Source organism: Lentzea chajnantorensis (assembly GCF_054300775.1).
Genome location: NZ_JBSDZT010000002.1, coordinates 6,644,256 through 6,659,753 on the forward strand (window position 1 = coordinate 6,644,256; position 15,498 = coordinate 6,659,753).

14 protein-coding genes are annotated in these 15,498 nt (G+C 71.5%); 1 reads left to right on the forward strand and 13 read right to left on the reverse strand.

Annotated features, from left to right (window positions below):
- Positions 1 to 4: 4 nt before the first annotated feature.
- The 4 genes from ACVDFE_RS31780 to ACVDFE_RS31795 are packed head-to-tail and all read right to left on the reverse strand — an operon-like array spanning position 5 to position 3,472.
- The gene (locus tag ACVDFE_RS31780) at positions 5 to 859 is read right to left on the reverse strand and encodes a TauD/TfdA dioxygenase family protein (RefSeq protein ID WP_360387988.1); all 855 of its coding nucleotides are present in this window, start codon (positions 857 to 859) and stop codon (positions 5 to 7) included.
- A complete protein-coding gene (locus tag ACVDFE_RS31785) occupies positions 856 to 1,650 on the reverse strand; it encodes an ABC transporter ATP-binding protein (protein WP_458433108.1) in 795 nt (264 codons plus the stop codon). The genes ACVDFE_RS31780 and ACVDFE_RS31785 overlap by 4 nt, the downstream gene beginning before the upstream one ends.
- Positions 1,643 to 2,662, reverse strand: coding sequence for a taurine ABC transporter substrate-binding protein (locus tag ACVDFE_RS31790; RefSeq protein WP_458433110.1), 1,020 nt, complete (start codon positions 2,660 to 2,662; stop codon positions 1,643 to 1,645). Before ACVDFE_RS31790 ends, ACVDFE_RS31785 begins: the two co-directional genes overlap by 8 nt.
- A 15-nt stretch (positions 2,663 to 2,677) precedes the next feature.
- Complete coding sequence (locus tag ACVDFE_RS31795; RefSeq protein WP_458433111.1) at positions 2,678 to 3,472, reverse strand: ABC transporter permease; 795 nt, start codon at positions 3,470 to 3,472, stop codon at positions 2,678 to 2,680.
- A 107-nt stretch (positions 3,473 to 3,579) separates the two neighbouring features.
- On the opposite strand from ACVDFE_RS31795, the gene ACVDFE_RS31800 reads away from it, so the two are divergent.
- Positions 3,580 to 4,116, forward strand: coding sequence for a TetR/AcrR family transcriptional regulator (locus tag ACVDFE_RS31800; protein WP_458433113.1), 537 nt, complete (start codon positions 3,580 to 3,582; stop codon positions 4,114 to 4,116).
- A gap of 9 nt (positions 4,117 to 4,125) precedes the next feature.
- Here ACVDFE_RS31800 and ACVDFE_RS31805 read toward each other — a convergent pair whose 3' ends face one another.
- From ACVDFE_RS31805 to ACVDFE_RS31845, 9 genes are all read right to left on the reverse strand, one after another.
- Positions 4,126 to 4,593 (reverse strand): hypothetical protein, encoded by a 468-nt coding sequence (locus ACVDFE_RS31805; RefSeq protein WP_458433115.1) that lies wholly within the window; start codon positions 4,591 to 4,593, stop codon positions 4,126 to 4,128.
- 23 nt (positions 4,594 to 4,616) lie between these two features.
- Positions 4,617 to 5,294, reverse strand: a complete 678-nt coding sequence (locus tag ACVDFE_RS31810) for a response regulator (protein ID WP_360387972.1) — start codon at positions 5,292 to 5,294, stop codon at positions 4,617 to 4,619.
- The gene (locus ACVDFE_RS31815) at positions 5,291 to 7,789 is read right to left on the reverse strand and encodes a DUF4118 domain-containing protein (RefSeq protein ID WP_458433116.1); all 2,499 of its coding nucleotides are present in this window, start codon (positions 7,787 to 7,789) and stop codon (positions 5,291 to 5,293) included. The genes ACVDFE_RS31810 and ACVDFE_RS31815 overlap by 4 nt, the downstream gene beginning before the upstream one ends.
- Complete coding sequence (locus ACVDFE_RS31820) at positions 7,764 to 8,294, reverse strand: potassium-transporting ATPase subunit C (protein ID WP_360387966.1); 531 nt, start codon at positions 8,292 to 8,294, stop codon at positions 7,764 to 7,766. The genes ACVDFE_RS31815 and ACVDFE_RS31820 overlap by 26 nt, the downstream gene beginning before the upstream one ends.
- Before the next feature lie 2 nt (positions 8,295 to 8,296).
- Positions 8,297 to 10,246 carry a potassium-transporting ATPase subunit KdpB gene (gene kdpB / locus ACVDFE_RS31825; RefSeq protein WP_458433117.1) on the reverse strand — a complete coding sequence of 650 codons (1,950 nt, stop codon included), beginning with the start codon at positions 10,244 to 10,246 and terminating at the stop codon, positions 8,297 to 8,299.
- Complete coding sequence (kdpA, locus tag ACVDFE_RS31830) at positions 10,243 to 11,865, reverse strand: potassium-transporting ATPase subunit KdpA (RefSeq protein ID WP_360387961.1); 1,623 nt, start codon at positions 11,863 to 11,865, stop codon at positions 10,243 to 10,245. The genes kdpB and kdpA overlap by 4 nt, the downstream gene beginning before the upstream one ends.
- Positions 11,865 to 11,963 carry a K(+)-transporting ATPase subunit F gene (gene kdpF / locus ACVDFE_RS31835; RefSeq protein WP_065920105.1) on the reverse strand — a complete coding sequence of 33 codons (99 nt, stop codon included), beginning with the start codon at positions 11,961 to 11,963 and terminating at the stop codon, positions 11,865 to 11,867. Before kdpF ends, kdpA begins: the two co-directional genes overlap by 1 nt.
- 431 nt (positions 11,964 to 12,394) lie before the next feature.
- Complete coding sequence (locus ACVDFE_RS31840) at positions 12,395 to 13,513, reverse strand: winged helix DNA-binding domain-containing protein (RefSeq protein WP_458433118.1); 1,119 nt, start codon at positions 13,511 to 13,513, stop codon at positions 12,395 to 12,397.
- On the reverse strand, positions 13,514 to 15,496 hold the full coding sequence (locus ACVDFE_RS31845) for an MMPL family transporter (protein ID WP_458433119.1): 1,983 nt from the start codon (positions 15,494 to 15,496) through the stop codon (positions 13,514 to 13,516).
- Between the last annotated feature and the right edge of the window lie 2 nt (positions 15,497 to 15,498).

Here is a 15,498-nt window from a genome sequence, read left to right on the forward strand (position 1 = left end):
GCGCTCATGCGTGCGCGTTCACCCCGGCGGGCCGGTCGCCGCGGAGGGTGATGCGGTGCATGACGCGGTGCTGGTCGCCGTAGTCGTCCACGGCGAGGTGGGCGGTGCTGCGGTTGTCCCACACCACGACGTCGCCGGGCGCCCAGCGGTGCCGGACGCTGTACTCCTGGCGGCCGATCACGGCGAAGAACAGGTCGAGCAGGGCCCGGCTCTCCGCCTCCGACACGTCCTTGAGGTGCGTGGTGAAGCCGGGGTTCACGAAGAGGCTGCGGCGGCCGGTCTCCGGGTGCACGCGCACGACCGGGTGGGTGACGGGGTCGAGCGAACGGACCCGCTCGCCCTCCCACACGTTGCCCTCGCCGGACTGCCGGACGTGCAGGAGCTCCTCGAAGTCCTTGCGGCCGTCGTGGACCGCTTCGAGCCGGTCGGCCAGCTCGCGCACCGGTGGTGACAGCCGGAGGTAAGCGGCTTCCAGGTCCGTCCAGCAGGTGTCGCCACCGGTGGGCGGCAGGTCCACGGCGCGCAGGACGGAGCCCAGCGGCGGGGTGCGGGTGAACGTGACGTCGGTGTGCCACTCCGGGGCCTTGCCGCCGTCACCGCTGTCGAGCACGTAGATCTCGGGGTGCTCGTCGTCGAGGCCGGGGACCACGGGGTGGGCCGGGGTCAGCTCGCCCAGCGACGCCGCGAACGCGCGGTGCGCGGACGGGGTCAGCCGCTGACCGCGGAACACCAGGACCTTGCGGTCCAGCAGGGCCCGGCGGATCGCGGCCACCTGCCCGGCGGTGAGCTCGTCCGCGAGGTCCACGCCGGTCACCTGCGCGCCGATGGCGATCGTCAGCGGTTCGAACGAGAGCGTCATGACTTCTCCACGAGCTGGTCGGACCGGGAGGACAGGGTCGCCCGCACCGCGGCGGACACCTCACCGCGCAGTGCCGCGAAACGGGGTGAGCCGCGCAGGTCGTCGGCCGGCACGCCGTGGCGGGGCAGGTCGACGGGCAGGCTCAGGGCGATCCGGCCCGGCCGGTCGGTGAGGACGAGGACGCGGCTGCCGAGGAACACGGCCTCGTCCACGCTGTGCGTCACGAACACGACCGACCTGCCGTCACCGGCGAGCGCGCGCACGTCCTCCTGCAGCCGTTCCCTCGTCAGGGCGTCGAGCGCGGCGAACGGCTCGTCCATCAGCAGCAGCCGCGGTCGTGCGGCCAGTGCGCGGGCGATGGCGACGCGCTGCTGCTGGCCGCCGGAGATCTCCCAGGTCCGGCGCGGGCCGAGGCCGTCGAGCCCGACCTGCGACAGCAGTTCCGCCGCCCTCGCCCTGCGGTCGGGCTTCGGGACCTTCGCCCACTTCAGCGCCGTGGTGATGTTGCCGGAGACCGTGCTCCACGGGAACAGCCGGGGTTGCTGGAACACCACCCCGACGTCCCTGCCGGGCACCGGCGGGTGGCCGAGCAGTGCGACGTTCCCCGCGGACGGGCGTTCGAAGCCCGCCAGCAGGCGCAGCAACGTGCTCTTGCCCGACCCGGACGGGCCCACGACGACCAGGAACTCCCCTGGTTCCACCGTCAGGTCCAGCGGGCCGAGCGCCGGCACGGGACCGGCCTTGGTCGGGTAGGCGTGTTCGACCCCGCGCAGTTCGCAGATGTCACGCACGTCCGCCTCCCGGCACGCGCAGCGCGGCCTGGAACGCCGCCAGGTCCGGCACCTGCTCGACCTTCTTCTGCCCGCGCAGGAACTCCGCCGTGTCGCGCAGGCGGTTCGCCAGCTGTCCCGGCGCCTGCGCGGTGCCGAAGTAGTCGGGTCCGCGTTGCTCGTCGTGGTCGAGGTAGAGGTTCTGCTTGAGCTGGGCCAGTGCGTCGGCCTCCCCGATGCCGATCTGCCGGCTGACCGCGGCCGCCACCACCGCCGGGTCGGTCTTGACCTGCTTGAGCGCGTCGTTCGTCGCGGCCAGCCACTTGTCGACGACGTCGGGGTTGGCGTCGAGGAACTCCTTGCGCGCCACGGTGAACGTGAGCGTCGGCTTGCCGGCGGCCGCGAGCTTCGCGCTGTCGGTGAGCGTCACGCCGTCCTGTTGCAGCACGCCCAGCACCGGCGTCCAGACGTAGGCGCCGTCGATGTCACCGCGCTGCCACGCGGCCTGGATGTTCTGCGGTTCGAGGTCGACCAGCGTGACCGTTCCCGCGTCCACCCCGGCCAGCTCCAGCGCGGCGAGCAGGCTGTAGTGGGCGGTGGAGCTGAACGGTGCGGCGATCTTGCGGCCGGCCAGCTCGGAGATCTTCGTGATGCCGGTGGCCTTGCGCGCCACGAGCGCTTCGCTGTCGCCGATCACGTTCAGCAGCTCGATCACCTGGTACGGGATGCTGAGCGGCGGGCAGAGACCGGCGGCCGCGGGGCTGCTGCCGATCACCGCGAGGTCGATCGCACCGCCCAGGAACGCGGTGTTGATGCTCGCACCGGAGTCGAACGCGGTCCAGGTGATCCGGTGGTCCGGCAAGGCCTTCTCCAGCGCCTGCCGGTCCTTCACCAGCAGCGTGCTGTCGGCGAAGTTCTGGAACGCCACCCGCACGCCCTTGCCGCCGGAGGGCGACGAGCCGCCCACACCGCACGAGGCCAGCACCGGGGCGGCGGCGAGCAGGGCGAGCACGCTCCTGCGCGAGATCGACATCGGGACTCCTCGGTCTCAGGCGCGTCCGCGCCATGGGGACAACGCGCGTTGGGCGGCCACGATCAGCGAGTCGATGACCAGGCCGGTGATGCCGATGACGAAGAGACCGAGGACGACCACCGCGGTCTGGTTGAAGCGCTGGGCGTTGAGCACCATCCCGCCGATGCCGTCCGCGCCGTTCACGGTCTCCGCCGCCACCACGGAGCTGTAGGCGATGCCGACGGCGATCCGGACACCGGTGAGGATCTCCGGCCCCGACGCGGGCAGGACCACCGCGCGGACCACGTCGAACGCGCTGGCGCCCAACGCCTGCGCGGCCTCGACGTACTGCCGGTTGACCCCGCTCACCGCGGCCGCGGCGGCCACGGCCACCGGCGGGAACGCGGCGATCATCAGCAGGTAGACCTTGGGTTCCTCGTCGATGCCGAACCAGATCACCAGCAGGCTCAGGTACGCGAGCGGCGGGAGTGCGCGCAGGAACGCCACGGCGGGCTCGGTCAGCGCTCGGACGACCGGGACCAGCCCCATCGCCAGGCCGAGCACGAGCCCGAGCAGCACGCCGTAGAAGCACCCGTAGCCGACGCGGCGCAGGCTGACGCCGAGCCGTTCGGCCAGCGTCGAACCGGCGTAGCCGCCCTGGCCGTTCGTGAAGTCCGAAGTGGACAGAAGCTGGTCCCACACCTGCACGGGACTCGGCAGCACGGCCGCCGGCCAGAGCTGGGCCAGCGCGACGAGCTGCCACACCAGGAACAGCGCGGCGATGGCGATCAGCCGCACCGGCAACCACTGCGACGTCCGGGTCTTGGGCACGCCGTGAATGTACTGACGTACACATCGCCGGTCAGGACCGTTCCGTATCGTGGTCCTCCGCGAGAATGCCCCTTGCGCACGGGCTCGGCGAACCGGTAGGAGCGAGGATGGCACGGCGGCACGACCCCCACCGCCGCGAGCGGATCATCGAGGCCGCGGTCGAGCTGATCTCCGAGTGCGGCCTGCCGGCACTGACCCACCGGGCCGTCGCGGCTCGCGCCGACGTGCCGCTGGGTTCCACGACCTACCACTTCCTGAGCCTCGACGAGCTGCTCGACGCCGCGGTCCGCACCGTGGCCGACCGCAACGTCGCACGCCTGCGCGAGTGGGCGCTCGCGCTGCCGGACGATGCCGACCTGAGCGCCGAGCTCGCGCGCTTCGTCGTCCTGCTGGCGAGCGAGCACCGGCAGACCAGCGTGCTGGCCTACGAGCTGTACGGCGGTGCCCTGCGGCGGCCGGCGCTCCGTGCGGCCAGCACGTCGTGGGACCGGCTGCTGACCGAGGTCTTCAAGTCCACAGTGGACCCGACGACCGCGCGGGCGCTCACCGCGATGTTCACCGGGTTGCTGTACCAGGCGCTGGTGTCGCCGGGGACGCCGAAGCCCGCCGACCTCGAAGAGGTGCTGCGCCGCCTGCTGCGGTAGCGCCGGCCGTCATCCACCGGCCAGCCGCTGCTCCAGCCGGTCCAGGCCGCCCCGGATGAGCCGCCCGTAGTCGTCGTCGCCGAGCACGCCGATCGTGTCCCGCGCCTGCCGGAGGTGGTCGCGGGCGCGGTCGAGGTCGAGGTCGCCCAGCCTGCGGTGGCAGTCGGCCAGGTTCAGGTGCAGCGACGGGTACAGCCCGGCCACCGGCAGCGCCACCCCGGCCTCCGCTGTGCGCTCGTCGGAGAGCGAGTCGGCGGCGGCCAGCGCCCGCAGGTCCCAGACCAGCTCCTCGTGCACGTCGTCCTGGACGTCGGCCATCGAGTGGGCGAGGACGCACACGTGCAGCGGGTCGCCCCCGGTGCCGCCGATGTCGTCCCAGATCCGGGCGAACAGCTCGCGGGCGGCCTCCCGCTGACCGCGGCGGTGGTGCAGCTCCACGCCTTCGGCGATGCGGGCCATCGTCGGATCTGTGACCATCCGCCGATTCTCCCGCAACCGCGTCAGAGCTCGAAGCGGTAGCCCATCCCGGGTTCGGTGACCAGGTGCCGGGGGTGGGCGGGGTCGGCTTCGAGCTTGCGGCGCAACTGGGCGAAGTAGACGCGCAGGTACTGCGACTCGGTGAGGTGCTTCGGTCCCCACACCTCCCGCAGCAACTGCTTCTGCGACACGAGCCGGCCGGGGTTGCGGGCCAGAACCTCGACCAGGCCCCACTCGGTGGGCGTCAGGTGCACCTCGTGACCGTCGCGGCGGACCTTCTTCGCGGCCAGGTCCACGACGAACGACGACGTCTCGACCACCGGGTCGGCGACGTCGCGGGTGAGGCCGCGGCGGACGGCCGCGCGCAGGCGGGCGAGGAGCTCGTCCATGCCGAACGGCTTGGTCACGTAGTCGTCGGCGCCGGCGTCGAGGGCCTCGACCTTGGCGGCGGAGTCGGTACGGGCGGACAGGACGATGATCGGGACCGAGGACCAGCCGCGCAGGCCCGCGATCACCTCCACGCCGTCGAGGTCGGGCAGGCCCAGGTCCAGCACGACCACGTCGGGTTTGCCCTCCACGGCCACGCCGAGTGCGGACTTGCCGTCGTACGCGGTCATCACGTCGTAGCCGCGGGCGCTGAGGTTGATCCTCAACGCGCGCACGATCTGCGGTTCGTCGTCGACCACCAGAACGGACGTCATGGCGCCTCCTCGTGGACGGGCAGGGAGATCACGATCGTGAGCCCTCCGCCCGGGGTGTCCTCCGCGCTGATCTCCCCGCCCATGGCGGCGGTGAAGCCCTTGGCGACGCTCAGGCCGAGGCCGGCGCCCGGTGTGGCGGCACGGCCGCCGAGGCGCTGGAACGGCGCGAACACCGTGTGCCCGGCGTTCTTCGGCAGTCCCGGACCGTGGTCGACGACCCGCAGCTCGACGGAGGAGCCGTGGCGGCTGCCGCGGACCGCCACCGGCGACGGGCTGCCGTGCCGCAGCGCGTTGTCGACGACGTTGACCACCACGCGTTCCAGCAGCCCCGGGTCGGCCAGCACGGGCGGCAGGCCCTCCGCCACCGCGACCGACACCTCGCCGCCGAGGCCGGCGAGCGCCCGTGCCACGACCTCGTCGCAGCCGACCGGCCGCAGCACCGGTTCGACCGAGCCGGTCGCGAGGTGCGACGAGTCGAGCAGGTCGTCCACCAGGCCGGTCAACCGGTCGGCGGACTCCGCCACGGTCTCCACCAGGTCGGCGGTGTCCTGTTCGGACAGTGCCGGCGAGGTGTCCCGCAGGCTCGCGGTCGCCGCCTTGATCGACGTCAACGGCGTGCGGAGGTCGTGGCCGACCGCCGACAGCAGTGCCGTGCGCAGCTCGGACGTCTCGGCTTTCCGCCGTGCTTCCAGGGCGTCGGCGGCCATCCGCTGGTGCCGCAGCGCCACGAACGTCTGCCCGGCCGCCGCCTCCAGCACCCGCTGGTCGCTCGCGGGCAGCACCCGTCCGCTCAACCGCAACCGCACGTCACCGGTGACCGTCACGTCGGTCACGGGACCGGAGTCCCGCCCGGCGCGCTCCACGCAGCACCACTCCCCGTTTCTGCGCTCCACCAGCGCCACCGAGTCCAGGCCGAAGTTCTCCCGGATCTTCTCCAGCAGCCGCGCCAGCGGGAACGGCGCGGTCAGCACGGTCCGCGAGTACGAGGCCAGCAACGCCGCCTCGGTCCGCGCCCGCGCGCCCTGCTCTCCCAGCCGCGCCGCCCGGTCGACGGTCAGCGCCACGACGGTCGCGACGATCACCATGGCGGCCAGCGTGATCACGTTCTCCGGCGTCTGCACGGCCAGGCTGTGGTAGGGCTCGGTGAAGAAGTAGTTGAGCAGCCCGGCGCCGAGCACCGCGCAGAACAGCGCCGGTCCCAGCCCGCCCGCGATGGCGACGACGCAGGCGACGAGCAGGAACGCCACCAGGTCGGTGGAGAAGTCCAGCTCGTCGCGCCACAGCAGGCCCAGGGCGGTGACGCCGGCGGGCAGCACCAGGGCGAGGCCCCAGCCGGTGAGCCTGCGCCGCACCGGCAACGGGTCGGTGCCGACCTGCCAGCGCAGCCCGCGCCGGGCCTCGTCGTGGGTGACCATGTGCACGTCGATCGCGCCGGACTCCTGCACGACAGCGGCACCGATGCCCTCGTCGAACGCCCGCGCGACCCGCGAGCGCCGTGAGGTCCCCAGCACCAGCTGGGTGGCGTTCACACCGCGGGCGAACTCCAGCAACGCCGTCGGAACGTCGTCGCCCACCACCGAGTGGAACGTCGCGCCGACGTCCTCGGCGGTCTTGCGGGAGCGGGCGATGTGCCCGTGCGTCACGCCGGTCAGCCCGTCGCCGCGCAGGACGTGGACGACCAGCAGCTCCGCACCGGCCCGCACCGCGATCCGGCGGGCGCGCCGGATCAGCGTCTCGCTCTCCGGTCCGCCGGTGATCGCGGCGACCACGCGTTCGCGGGTCTCCCAGGTGTCGGTGATGTCCTTCTCGCTGCGGTAGCGCTGCAACGCCACGTCGACCTGGTCGGCCACCCACAGCAGGGCCAGCTCCCGCAACGCCGTGAGGTTGCCGATCCGGAAGTAGTTGCCCAGTGCGGCGTCGATGCGGTGCGCCGGGTAGACGTTGCCGTGGGCGAGCCTGCGGCGCAGCGCCTCCGGGGTGAGGTCGACGAGCTCGACCTGTTCCGCGCGGCGGACCACCTCGTCGGGCACCGTCTCCCGTTGCCGCACACCGGTGATGCGTTCGACGACGTCGTTCACCGACTCCAGGTGCTGCACGTTCACCGTGGACAGCACGTCGATGCCCGCGTCGAGCAGCTCTTCGACGTCCTGCCAGCGCTTCTCGTTGCGGGAGCCGGGCACGTTGGTGTGGGCGAGCTCGTCGACGACGGCGACCTCGGGCCTGCGTGCGAGGACCGCGTCGACGTCCATCTCCTCGACGTCGAGCCCGCGGTGCCGCACCCGCGTGCGCGGCACCACCTCCAGCCCGTCGAGCAGGGCGGCGGTCTTCTCCCGGCCGTGGGTCTCCACGAGTCCCACGACCACCTCGGTGCCCCGCCCCCGGCGCCGGTGGGCCTCGCCGAGCACGGCGAAGGTCTTGCCGACACCGGGAGCGGCGCCGAGGTGGATCCTCAGCTGACCCCGGCGGCGGTCACCGGGTGGCGGCGTCGATGGCACGGTTGAGCGCCGTCACGTTGACCGCGGTGGTGAAGGTGCCGGAGGTCCAGGCCGCCACCAGCTCCCGCACCCTCTCCTCGGACAGCCCGGACGCGCGTGCCACCCGAGGCACCTGCAGCGCCGCGTACTCCGGGCTGATGTGCGGGTCGAGGCCGGACGCCGACGCGGTCACCGCGTCCTGCGGCACCCGGTCCTCGGACACGCCTTCGCGCTGCGCCACGGCCGTGCGGCGTTCGTCGACCACCTTCGTGTAGTCCTCGTTCAGCTCGCCCTTGTTCGAGCCGCCCGAGGCGGGCAGCGTCGCCGCGGAGGGCCGCGGCTGGAAGTACCGGTCGCCCTCGCGTGCGACGGCGACCAGGGTGGTGCCGGTGGCCTCGGCGTTGGCGTGCAGGCCGGGGACGCGCGAGACGCCCCAGACCGCCAGCGGGTAGAGCACGCCGAGGAGCACGGTCAGCGCGAGCAGGATCCGCAGACCCGCCCACGACTGCTTCAGGAAGTTCGTCATCGTCAGCCGATCCCGGGGATGAGTCGCACGAGCAGGTCGATCAGCCAGATCCCGGCGAACGGCGTCACGATGCCGCCGAGGCCGTAGACCAGCAGGTTGCGCCGCAGCAGCGCGGAGGCGCTGGACGGCCGGTAGCGGACGCCCCGCAGGGCCAGCGGGATCAGCGCCACGATGACCACCGCGTTGAAGATCACCGCGGACAGGATGGCCGACTGCGGTGTCGCGAGGCGCATGACGTTGAGCTGCCCCAGCGCCGGGTAGATCGCCGCGAACATCGCGGGCAGGATCGCGAAGTACTTCGCCAGGTCGTTGGCGACGGAGAACGTCGTCAGCGCCCCCCGCGTGATCAGCAGCTGCTTGCCGATCTCCACGATCTCGATCAGCTTGGTCGGGTCCGAGTCGAGGTCGACCATGTTGCCGGCCTCCTTCGCGGCCGACGTGCCGGTGTTCATCGCGACGCCGACGTCGGCCTGGGCCAGCGCCGGTGCGTCGTTGGTGCCGTCACCGGTCATCGCGACCAGCCGGCCGCCCTCCTGCTCCTGGCGGATCAGGGCCATCTTGTCCTCGGGCTTGGCCTCGGCGAGGAAGTCGTCCACGCCCGCCTGTTCGGCGATGGCCTTGGCCGTCAACGGGTTGTCGCCGGTGACCATGACCGTGCGGATGCCCATCGCCCGCAGCTCGGCGAAGCGCTCCTTCATGCCGGGCTTCACGACGTCGGACAGGCGGACGATCCCCAGCACCCGGCCGTTCTCGGCCACGACGAGCGGGGTTCCGCCCTGGGCACTGATCTCGTCCACGATCTCGCGTGCGGTGTCGGTCAGCTCGAACGCGGACGCGGCGCCCTTGCGGATGCTGCGGTCGCCCAGGTCGATGCCGGACATCCTGGTCTGCGCCGTGAACGCGACGAACTCGCCGGTCTTCTCGTGGCCGCTCGCCGGTGCACCGCCGGCGAGCTGGAGGATGCTGCGGCCCTCCGGGGTGTCGTCGGCGAGGCTCGCCAGCCGCGCGGCAGCGACCAGTTCCTCCTCGGACGTCGGGCCGACCGGGATGAACTCGGTCGCGCGCCGGTTGCCCCACGTGATCGTGCCGGTCTTGTCGAGCAGCAACGTGTCGATGTCACCGGCGGCCTCCACGGCCTTGCCCGACGTGGCCAGGACGTTGCGCTGCACCAGCCGGTCCATGCCGGCGATGCCGATCGCGGACAGCAGTGCGCCGATCGTCGTCGGGATCAGGCAGACCAGCAACGCGGTCAGCACGACCACCGACTGCTCGCCGCCGGAGTGGATCGCGAACGGCTGCAGCGCGACGACGGCCAGCAGGAAGATGATCGTCAGCGTCGACAGCAGGATCGTCAGCGCGACCTCGTTCGGCGTCTTCTGCCGTTCCGCGCCTTCGACGAGTGCGATCATCCGGTCCACGAAGGACTCGCCCGGCCTGGTCGTGATCCGCACGACGATCCGGTCCGACAGCACCGTCGTGCCACCGGTGACCGCGCACCGGTCGCCGCCGGACTCGCGGATGACGGGTGCGGACTCGCCGGTGATCGCCGACTCGTCCACGGTCGCGATGCCCTCGACCACGTCACCGTCGCCGGGGATGACCTCACCGGCCTCGACGACGACCAGGTCGCCGACCTCCAGTTCGGTGCCGGGCACGACGCCGCCGCTGACGAGCCTCGCGACGGCGTCTTCCTTCGTCTTCCTGAGCGAGTCCGCCTGCGCCTTGCCGCGGCCTTCCGCGACGGCTTCCGCGAGGTTCGCGAACAGCACGGTGAACCACAGCCACGCGGCGACGGCGGTGGTGAACACGCGCGGCTCGGTCACCGCGAACACGGTGACCAGCACCGAACCCACCCACACGACGAACATGACGGGACTGCGCAGCTGGTGCCGCGGGTGGAGCTTCTTCAACGCCTCTGGCAGGGCGGCCGCGAGACCGGGTTTCGTGGTCACAGCAGTGCCTCCGCGACGGGACCGAGAGCGAGAGCGGGAACGAACGTGAGCGCGGCGACCAGGACGATCGACCCGGCCAGCAGGGTCGCGAACAGCGGGCCGGTGGTGGGCAGCGTGCCCGCGGTGACCGGCACCTTCTTCTGCGCCGCCAGCGATCCGGCCAGTGCCAGCACCGCGACGATCGGGACGAGCCGGCCGAAGAGCATGCACAGGCCCAGCGACGACTGGAACCAGTCGCTGGTGACCGTGATGCCGCCGAACGCGCTGCCGTTGTTGTTGGAGGCCGACGCGTAGGCGTAGAGGATCTCCGACAACCCGTGCGAGCCGGGGTTGTTGAGCGCTGCCCGCGTGCTGGGCAGGACCGCGGCGATGCCGGCGCCGACGAGCAGCACCGTGGGCATCGCGAGGATCGAGACCGCGGCGGCCGTGACCTCCCTGCGCCCCAGCTTCTTGCCGAGGTACTCGGGCGTGCGGCCGACCATCAGGCCCGCGAGGAACATCGCGATGACCGCCATGACGAGGATGCTGTAGAGGCCGGTGCCGACACCGCCCGGCGTCATCTCGCCGAACAGCATGTTCAGCAGCGCCCCGCCGCCGCCGAGCCCGGTGTAGCTGTCGTGCAACGAGTTCACCGCACCGGTCGAGGTGCCGGTGGTGGCGTCGGCGAAGATCGCGCTGCCGGGGATGCCGAACCGCAGCTCCTTGCCCTCCAGCGGCCGGACGCCGTTCGCCTCGGCACCCCAGATGACCGCGAGCATCGCGGTCCAGATGCCGCCCATGACGCCCAGCAGCACGTACCCCTGCTTCTTCTCCCCCACCAGCACGCCGAACGTGCGGGTCAGCGCGACCGGGACCACCAGGATGAGGAAGACCTCGATCAGGTTCGACCACTCGTTCGGGTTCTCGAACGGGTGCGCGGAGTTGGCGTTGAGGATGCCGCCGCCGTTGGTGCCGAGCTCCTTGATGGCCTCCTGACCGGCAACGGGCGCGTTGGCGACCAGCTGACCGTCAACGTCCACTCCGGACTTGAAGCTCATCGTGACACCGAAGGCGATCAGCACGACGGCGAACAGGAACGCGATCGGCAACAGGATGCGGAGCGTGCCGCGCACGAGGTCGACCCAGAAGTTGCCGAGCCGGTCGGTCCGGCTGCGGACGAACCCGCGGACCAGCGCGACGGCGACCGCGAGGCCGACCGCGGCGGACACGAAGTTCTGCACGGTCAGGCCGATCATCTGGACCGTGTGGCCCATGACCGCTTCCGGCACGTACGACTGCCAGTTCGTGTTGGCCACGAAGCTGATGGCGGTGTTGAACGCCATGCCCGGTCCGACGTTGCCGCGGCCGAAGTCGAACGGCAGCAGGGACTGCACGCGCTGGAGCACGTAGAGGAACACGATGCCGACGAAAGAGAAGCCCAGCACGCCGTAGGCGTAGGTGCTCCACCTCTGCTCGGCGTCCGGGTCGATCCGCGCGAAGCGGTAGATCGCCGCCTCGACCCTGGAATGGCCTTCGCGCTGGAAGACGCGGGCCATGTGGTCGCCGAGGGGCCGGTACACGACCGCCAGTGCCGCGAACAGGATGCCGACCTGGGCCAGGCCGGCCACGAGAGGTGACATCAGAACTTCTCCGGCCTCACGAGCGCGACGAACAGGTAGACGATCAGAGCGAGCGCGAGGACGCCGGCGACGGCGTTCGCGACGAGTCCCGTGCTCACAGCTTCTCCAGTCCGCGCACCGTCAGTCCCAGCACGACGAAACTCCCGATCAGCAGCAACGCGTAGGCCAGGTCGGCCATGACGCCGCTCCCTTCAACGACAGGTTTTTCCATGACGAGCGGGAGCGTGCACGAGGAAACACCTGTTCAGGGGAGGCCTGACAGCGTCCTTACGGGGTGGGGGCCGACCTTTACGCGTTCTTGAGGCCGGGGAGACGTGGGTCTCACCCGTCAGGGCCCTCAGGGGTCACGGTGCGTGAGGTTCTCGCGCGGGAGGCGTCACGGCGCGGCCGGCGTTGAACGGAACCGGGCCGCGCCCAGGGTGGACGCGGCCCGGTGTCAGCAGGGTCAGCGACCGCTGCGGTACGCCGTCCAGGCGTTCTGCACGCGGGTGTTCTGACCCAGTGGAAGTCCTTTGTAGAGGTTGCCGTTTCACACAGTGCGAACGTCGTGGGCCGGAAGGCCGCTCCACCACCTGCCGTAGCGCTTGTAGACCTGGGGTTCGCGGTCACCGAGGAACTCGCGCACCGCCGACGCTTCCACGGCCAGCGCCGCCCAGTCGTCCTCTTTCAGGGCGTGGAAGGCGGTCATCTCAATAGATCCGTCGGCCAGTGGGCGCCACACGCCCGCCACGTACCCGTCCACGAGCAGGGTGGGCAGCGTGTCGCCGTTGTTGCCGATGACGACCTTGCGGTACTCGGGCGGGATGATCCGGCTGCGGTCGGCATAGGCGAGCAAAGTGCTGTCCCACATCGCCATCAGCCGCGCGGGAGCGGGCGTGTCCTCGTCCGGGACCGTCCGGTTCGGCACGTCGAGGTGCTCGCCGTGCCGTTCCAGGTCCAGCAGCTCCAGGGCGGCGCGGATCGTGCCGCGCGGCAGCATCGTGAACTGGTTGACGTCGGCGACGGTGGCGGGCCCGAAGCCGGTGAGGTAGCGGCGGACGAGCTCGGCCACGCACTCCAGCTGCTCCCTGCTCCCGGTGCGCGCGGCCAGGTAGGACGGGCGCGGCCCGAACGACCACGGTCCGCCGGTCGGTGCGTGCACGAGCCCGCCGTAGGTGCGCAGCGCCCACCAGACACCGGGCTGGCCGACGTCACCGGCGTGCGAGTGCAGCAACTCCTCGATCTCCGCCTTCGCCCGCGGCACCGAGGCGAACGCGAGCACGTGCTCCAGCAGTGCGTCGGCCTGGTCCACGGTGATGTCCATGGCCTTGAACCGCTTGTCATACAACCGTGACGCGCGCAGCGCGGGCAGCATCGCGTGGTGGAACACCTCGTGGTCGGCGGCGGTGACCGCGTGCAGGGTGATCCGCATCAGCGTGGCCTTGCGGACCGTGCCGCCGGCGAACGCGGCGTCCAGGTCGGCCGGGTCGAAGCCGGCGACGCGGTTCCACAGGGCCAGGTAGGGCGAGGCCGGTTCCTGGGCCTGGATCGCCACGACCCGCTCGACCGCGCTGGGCACGTCCACCGGTTCCCGCCGCAGCAGCAGCTGGCGGTCGAGCGTCGCGCGGTTGAGCTGTCGTGGCGTCGGGGTCATGCGGGTGATCCTCACCTACCTCAGCTTCGAGGGCCACCAGATCCGGCCGCCGATGTCCACCGACAGCGCGGGCACCAGCAGCGACCGCACCAGCAGCGTGTCGAGCAGGACGCCGAACGCCACGATGAACGCGATCTGGGTGAGGAACAGGATCGGCAGCACCGCGAGCGCCGCGAACGTGGCCGCCAGCACCACCCCCGCAGACGTGATCACGCCACCGGTCAGGCTGAGGCCCCTGATGGTGCCCTCGACCGTGCCGAGCTGCTGCGTCTCCTCGCGGACGCGGGTCATGAGGAAGATGTTGTAGTCGATGCCCAGCGCCACCAGGAACACGAACCCGAACAGCGGCACCACCGGGTCCGCGCCGGGGAAGTCGAACAGGTGGTTGAACACCAGCGCCGACACGCCCATGGTGGCCGCGAACGACAGCACGACCGTCCCGATCAGCAGCAACGGCGCCAGCACCGACCGCAGCAGCAGCGCCAGCACCAGGAAGATCACGACGAGCACGATCGGGATGATCAGCAGCCGGTCGCGTTCTGAGGTCGTCCTGGTGTCGAGCAACGTCGCCGTCTGCCCGCCGACCTTCGCGTCCGCGCCCTCGACGCCGTGCACCGCCGCACGGATGCGTTCGACCGTGGCGACCGCCGCGTCGGAGTCCGGCGCGTCGGCGAGCGTGGCCTCGATCCGCACCAGGCCGTCGGCGGTCCCGCTGGGCCGGACGTTCGCCACACCGTCCACAGCGGCCTTCGCGACGACGTCGGCGGTCTTGCCCTCGTTGGCGATGATGACGGTCGGCGAGCCGGTGCCGCCGGGGAAGTGCCGTGACAGCACCTCCTGGCCGGCCACGGACTCGACCTCGGTGAGGAACACGTCGGACTGCGCCGTGCCGGAGGCCTTGAGCTGCGGCAGGAACGCCGCTCCCGCCAGCAGCACCAGCGCGGTGACGATCCAGATGGCCCGCGGCTTGCGGCGCACCAGGGCGGCCACGCGCCCCCACAGCCCGCTGGTCTCCGGGTGCGGGGAGCCCAGCTTCGGCGCGAACGGCCAGAACGCGGCCCGTCCCAGCAGGGCGAGCACCGCCGGCAGGAACGTCATGGCCGTGAGCAGCGCGGCGCCGATGCCGATCGCGGCGACCGGGCCGAGGCCCTTGTTGGAGTCGAGGTCGCTGAACAGCAGGCACAGCACGCCGAGGATGACCGTGCCCGCGGAGGCGGCGATGGGTTCGACCGTGCCGCGCCAGGCGGAGCGGATGGCGGTGAACCTGTTCTCCTCGTCCCGCAGCTCCTCGCGGAAGCGGGACACCAGCAGCAGTGCGTAGTCCGTGGCGGCGCCGAAGACCAGGATGGAGAGGATGCCCTGGCTCTGGCCGTTCAACGCGAGCACGTCGTACTTCGCGAGCAGGTAGACGACGAAGCTGGCCAGCCCGAGCGCGAACACGGCGGAGACGAGCACCACGAGCGGCAGCAGCGGGCTGCGGTAGACGACGAGCAGGATGAGCGCGACCACCGCGCCGGCGACCAGCAGCAGCAACCCGTCGATCCCGCCGAACGCCTCGACCAGGTCGGCGACCTGCGCGGCCGGCCCGGTGACCAGCACCGTCAGCCCCTGCGGCGCGCTGCGCGAGCCGTCCCGCAGCTCCGCGACACCGTCCTTGACGTCCTTGGCCGGGTCGAGCAGGACGACGATCTGCGCCGCGTCCCCGTCCTCCTGGGACGGGATGACCGGCGAGGCCTGGAACCCCTTGCCCCGATCGGCGAGGAACCGCGTGTCCTCCGCGGTGAGCCCGCCCTGGCGTTCGGCCACCACGATCGCGGGGATGGCGTTGGTCTGCTGGAACTTCTTCTGCAGCTCCGCGACCTGTGTGGACTCCGCCGAGTTCGGCAGGAACGCGCTGCTGTCGTTCTCGGCGACCTCGGACAGTTTGCCCGCGTACGGCCCGGTGAACCCTCCCACCGCCAGCCACACGACGAGAAGCAACCCGGCGAGCACCCTCATGA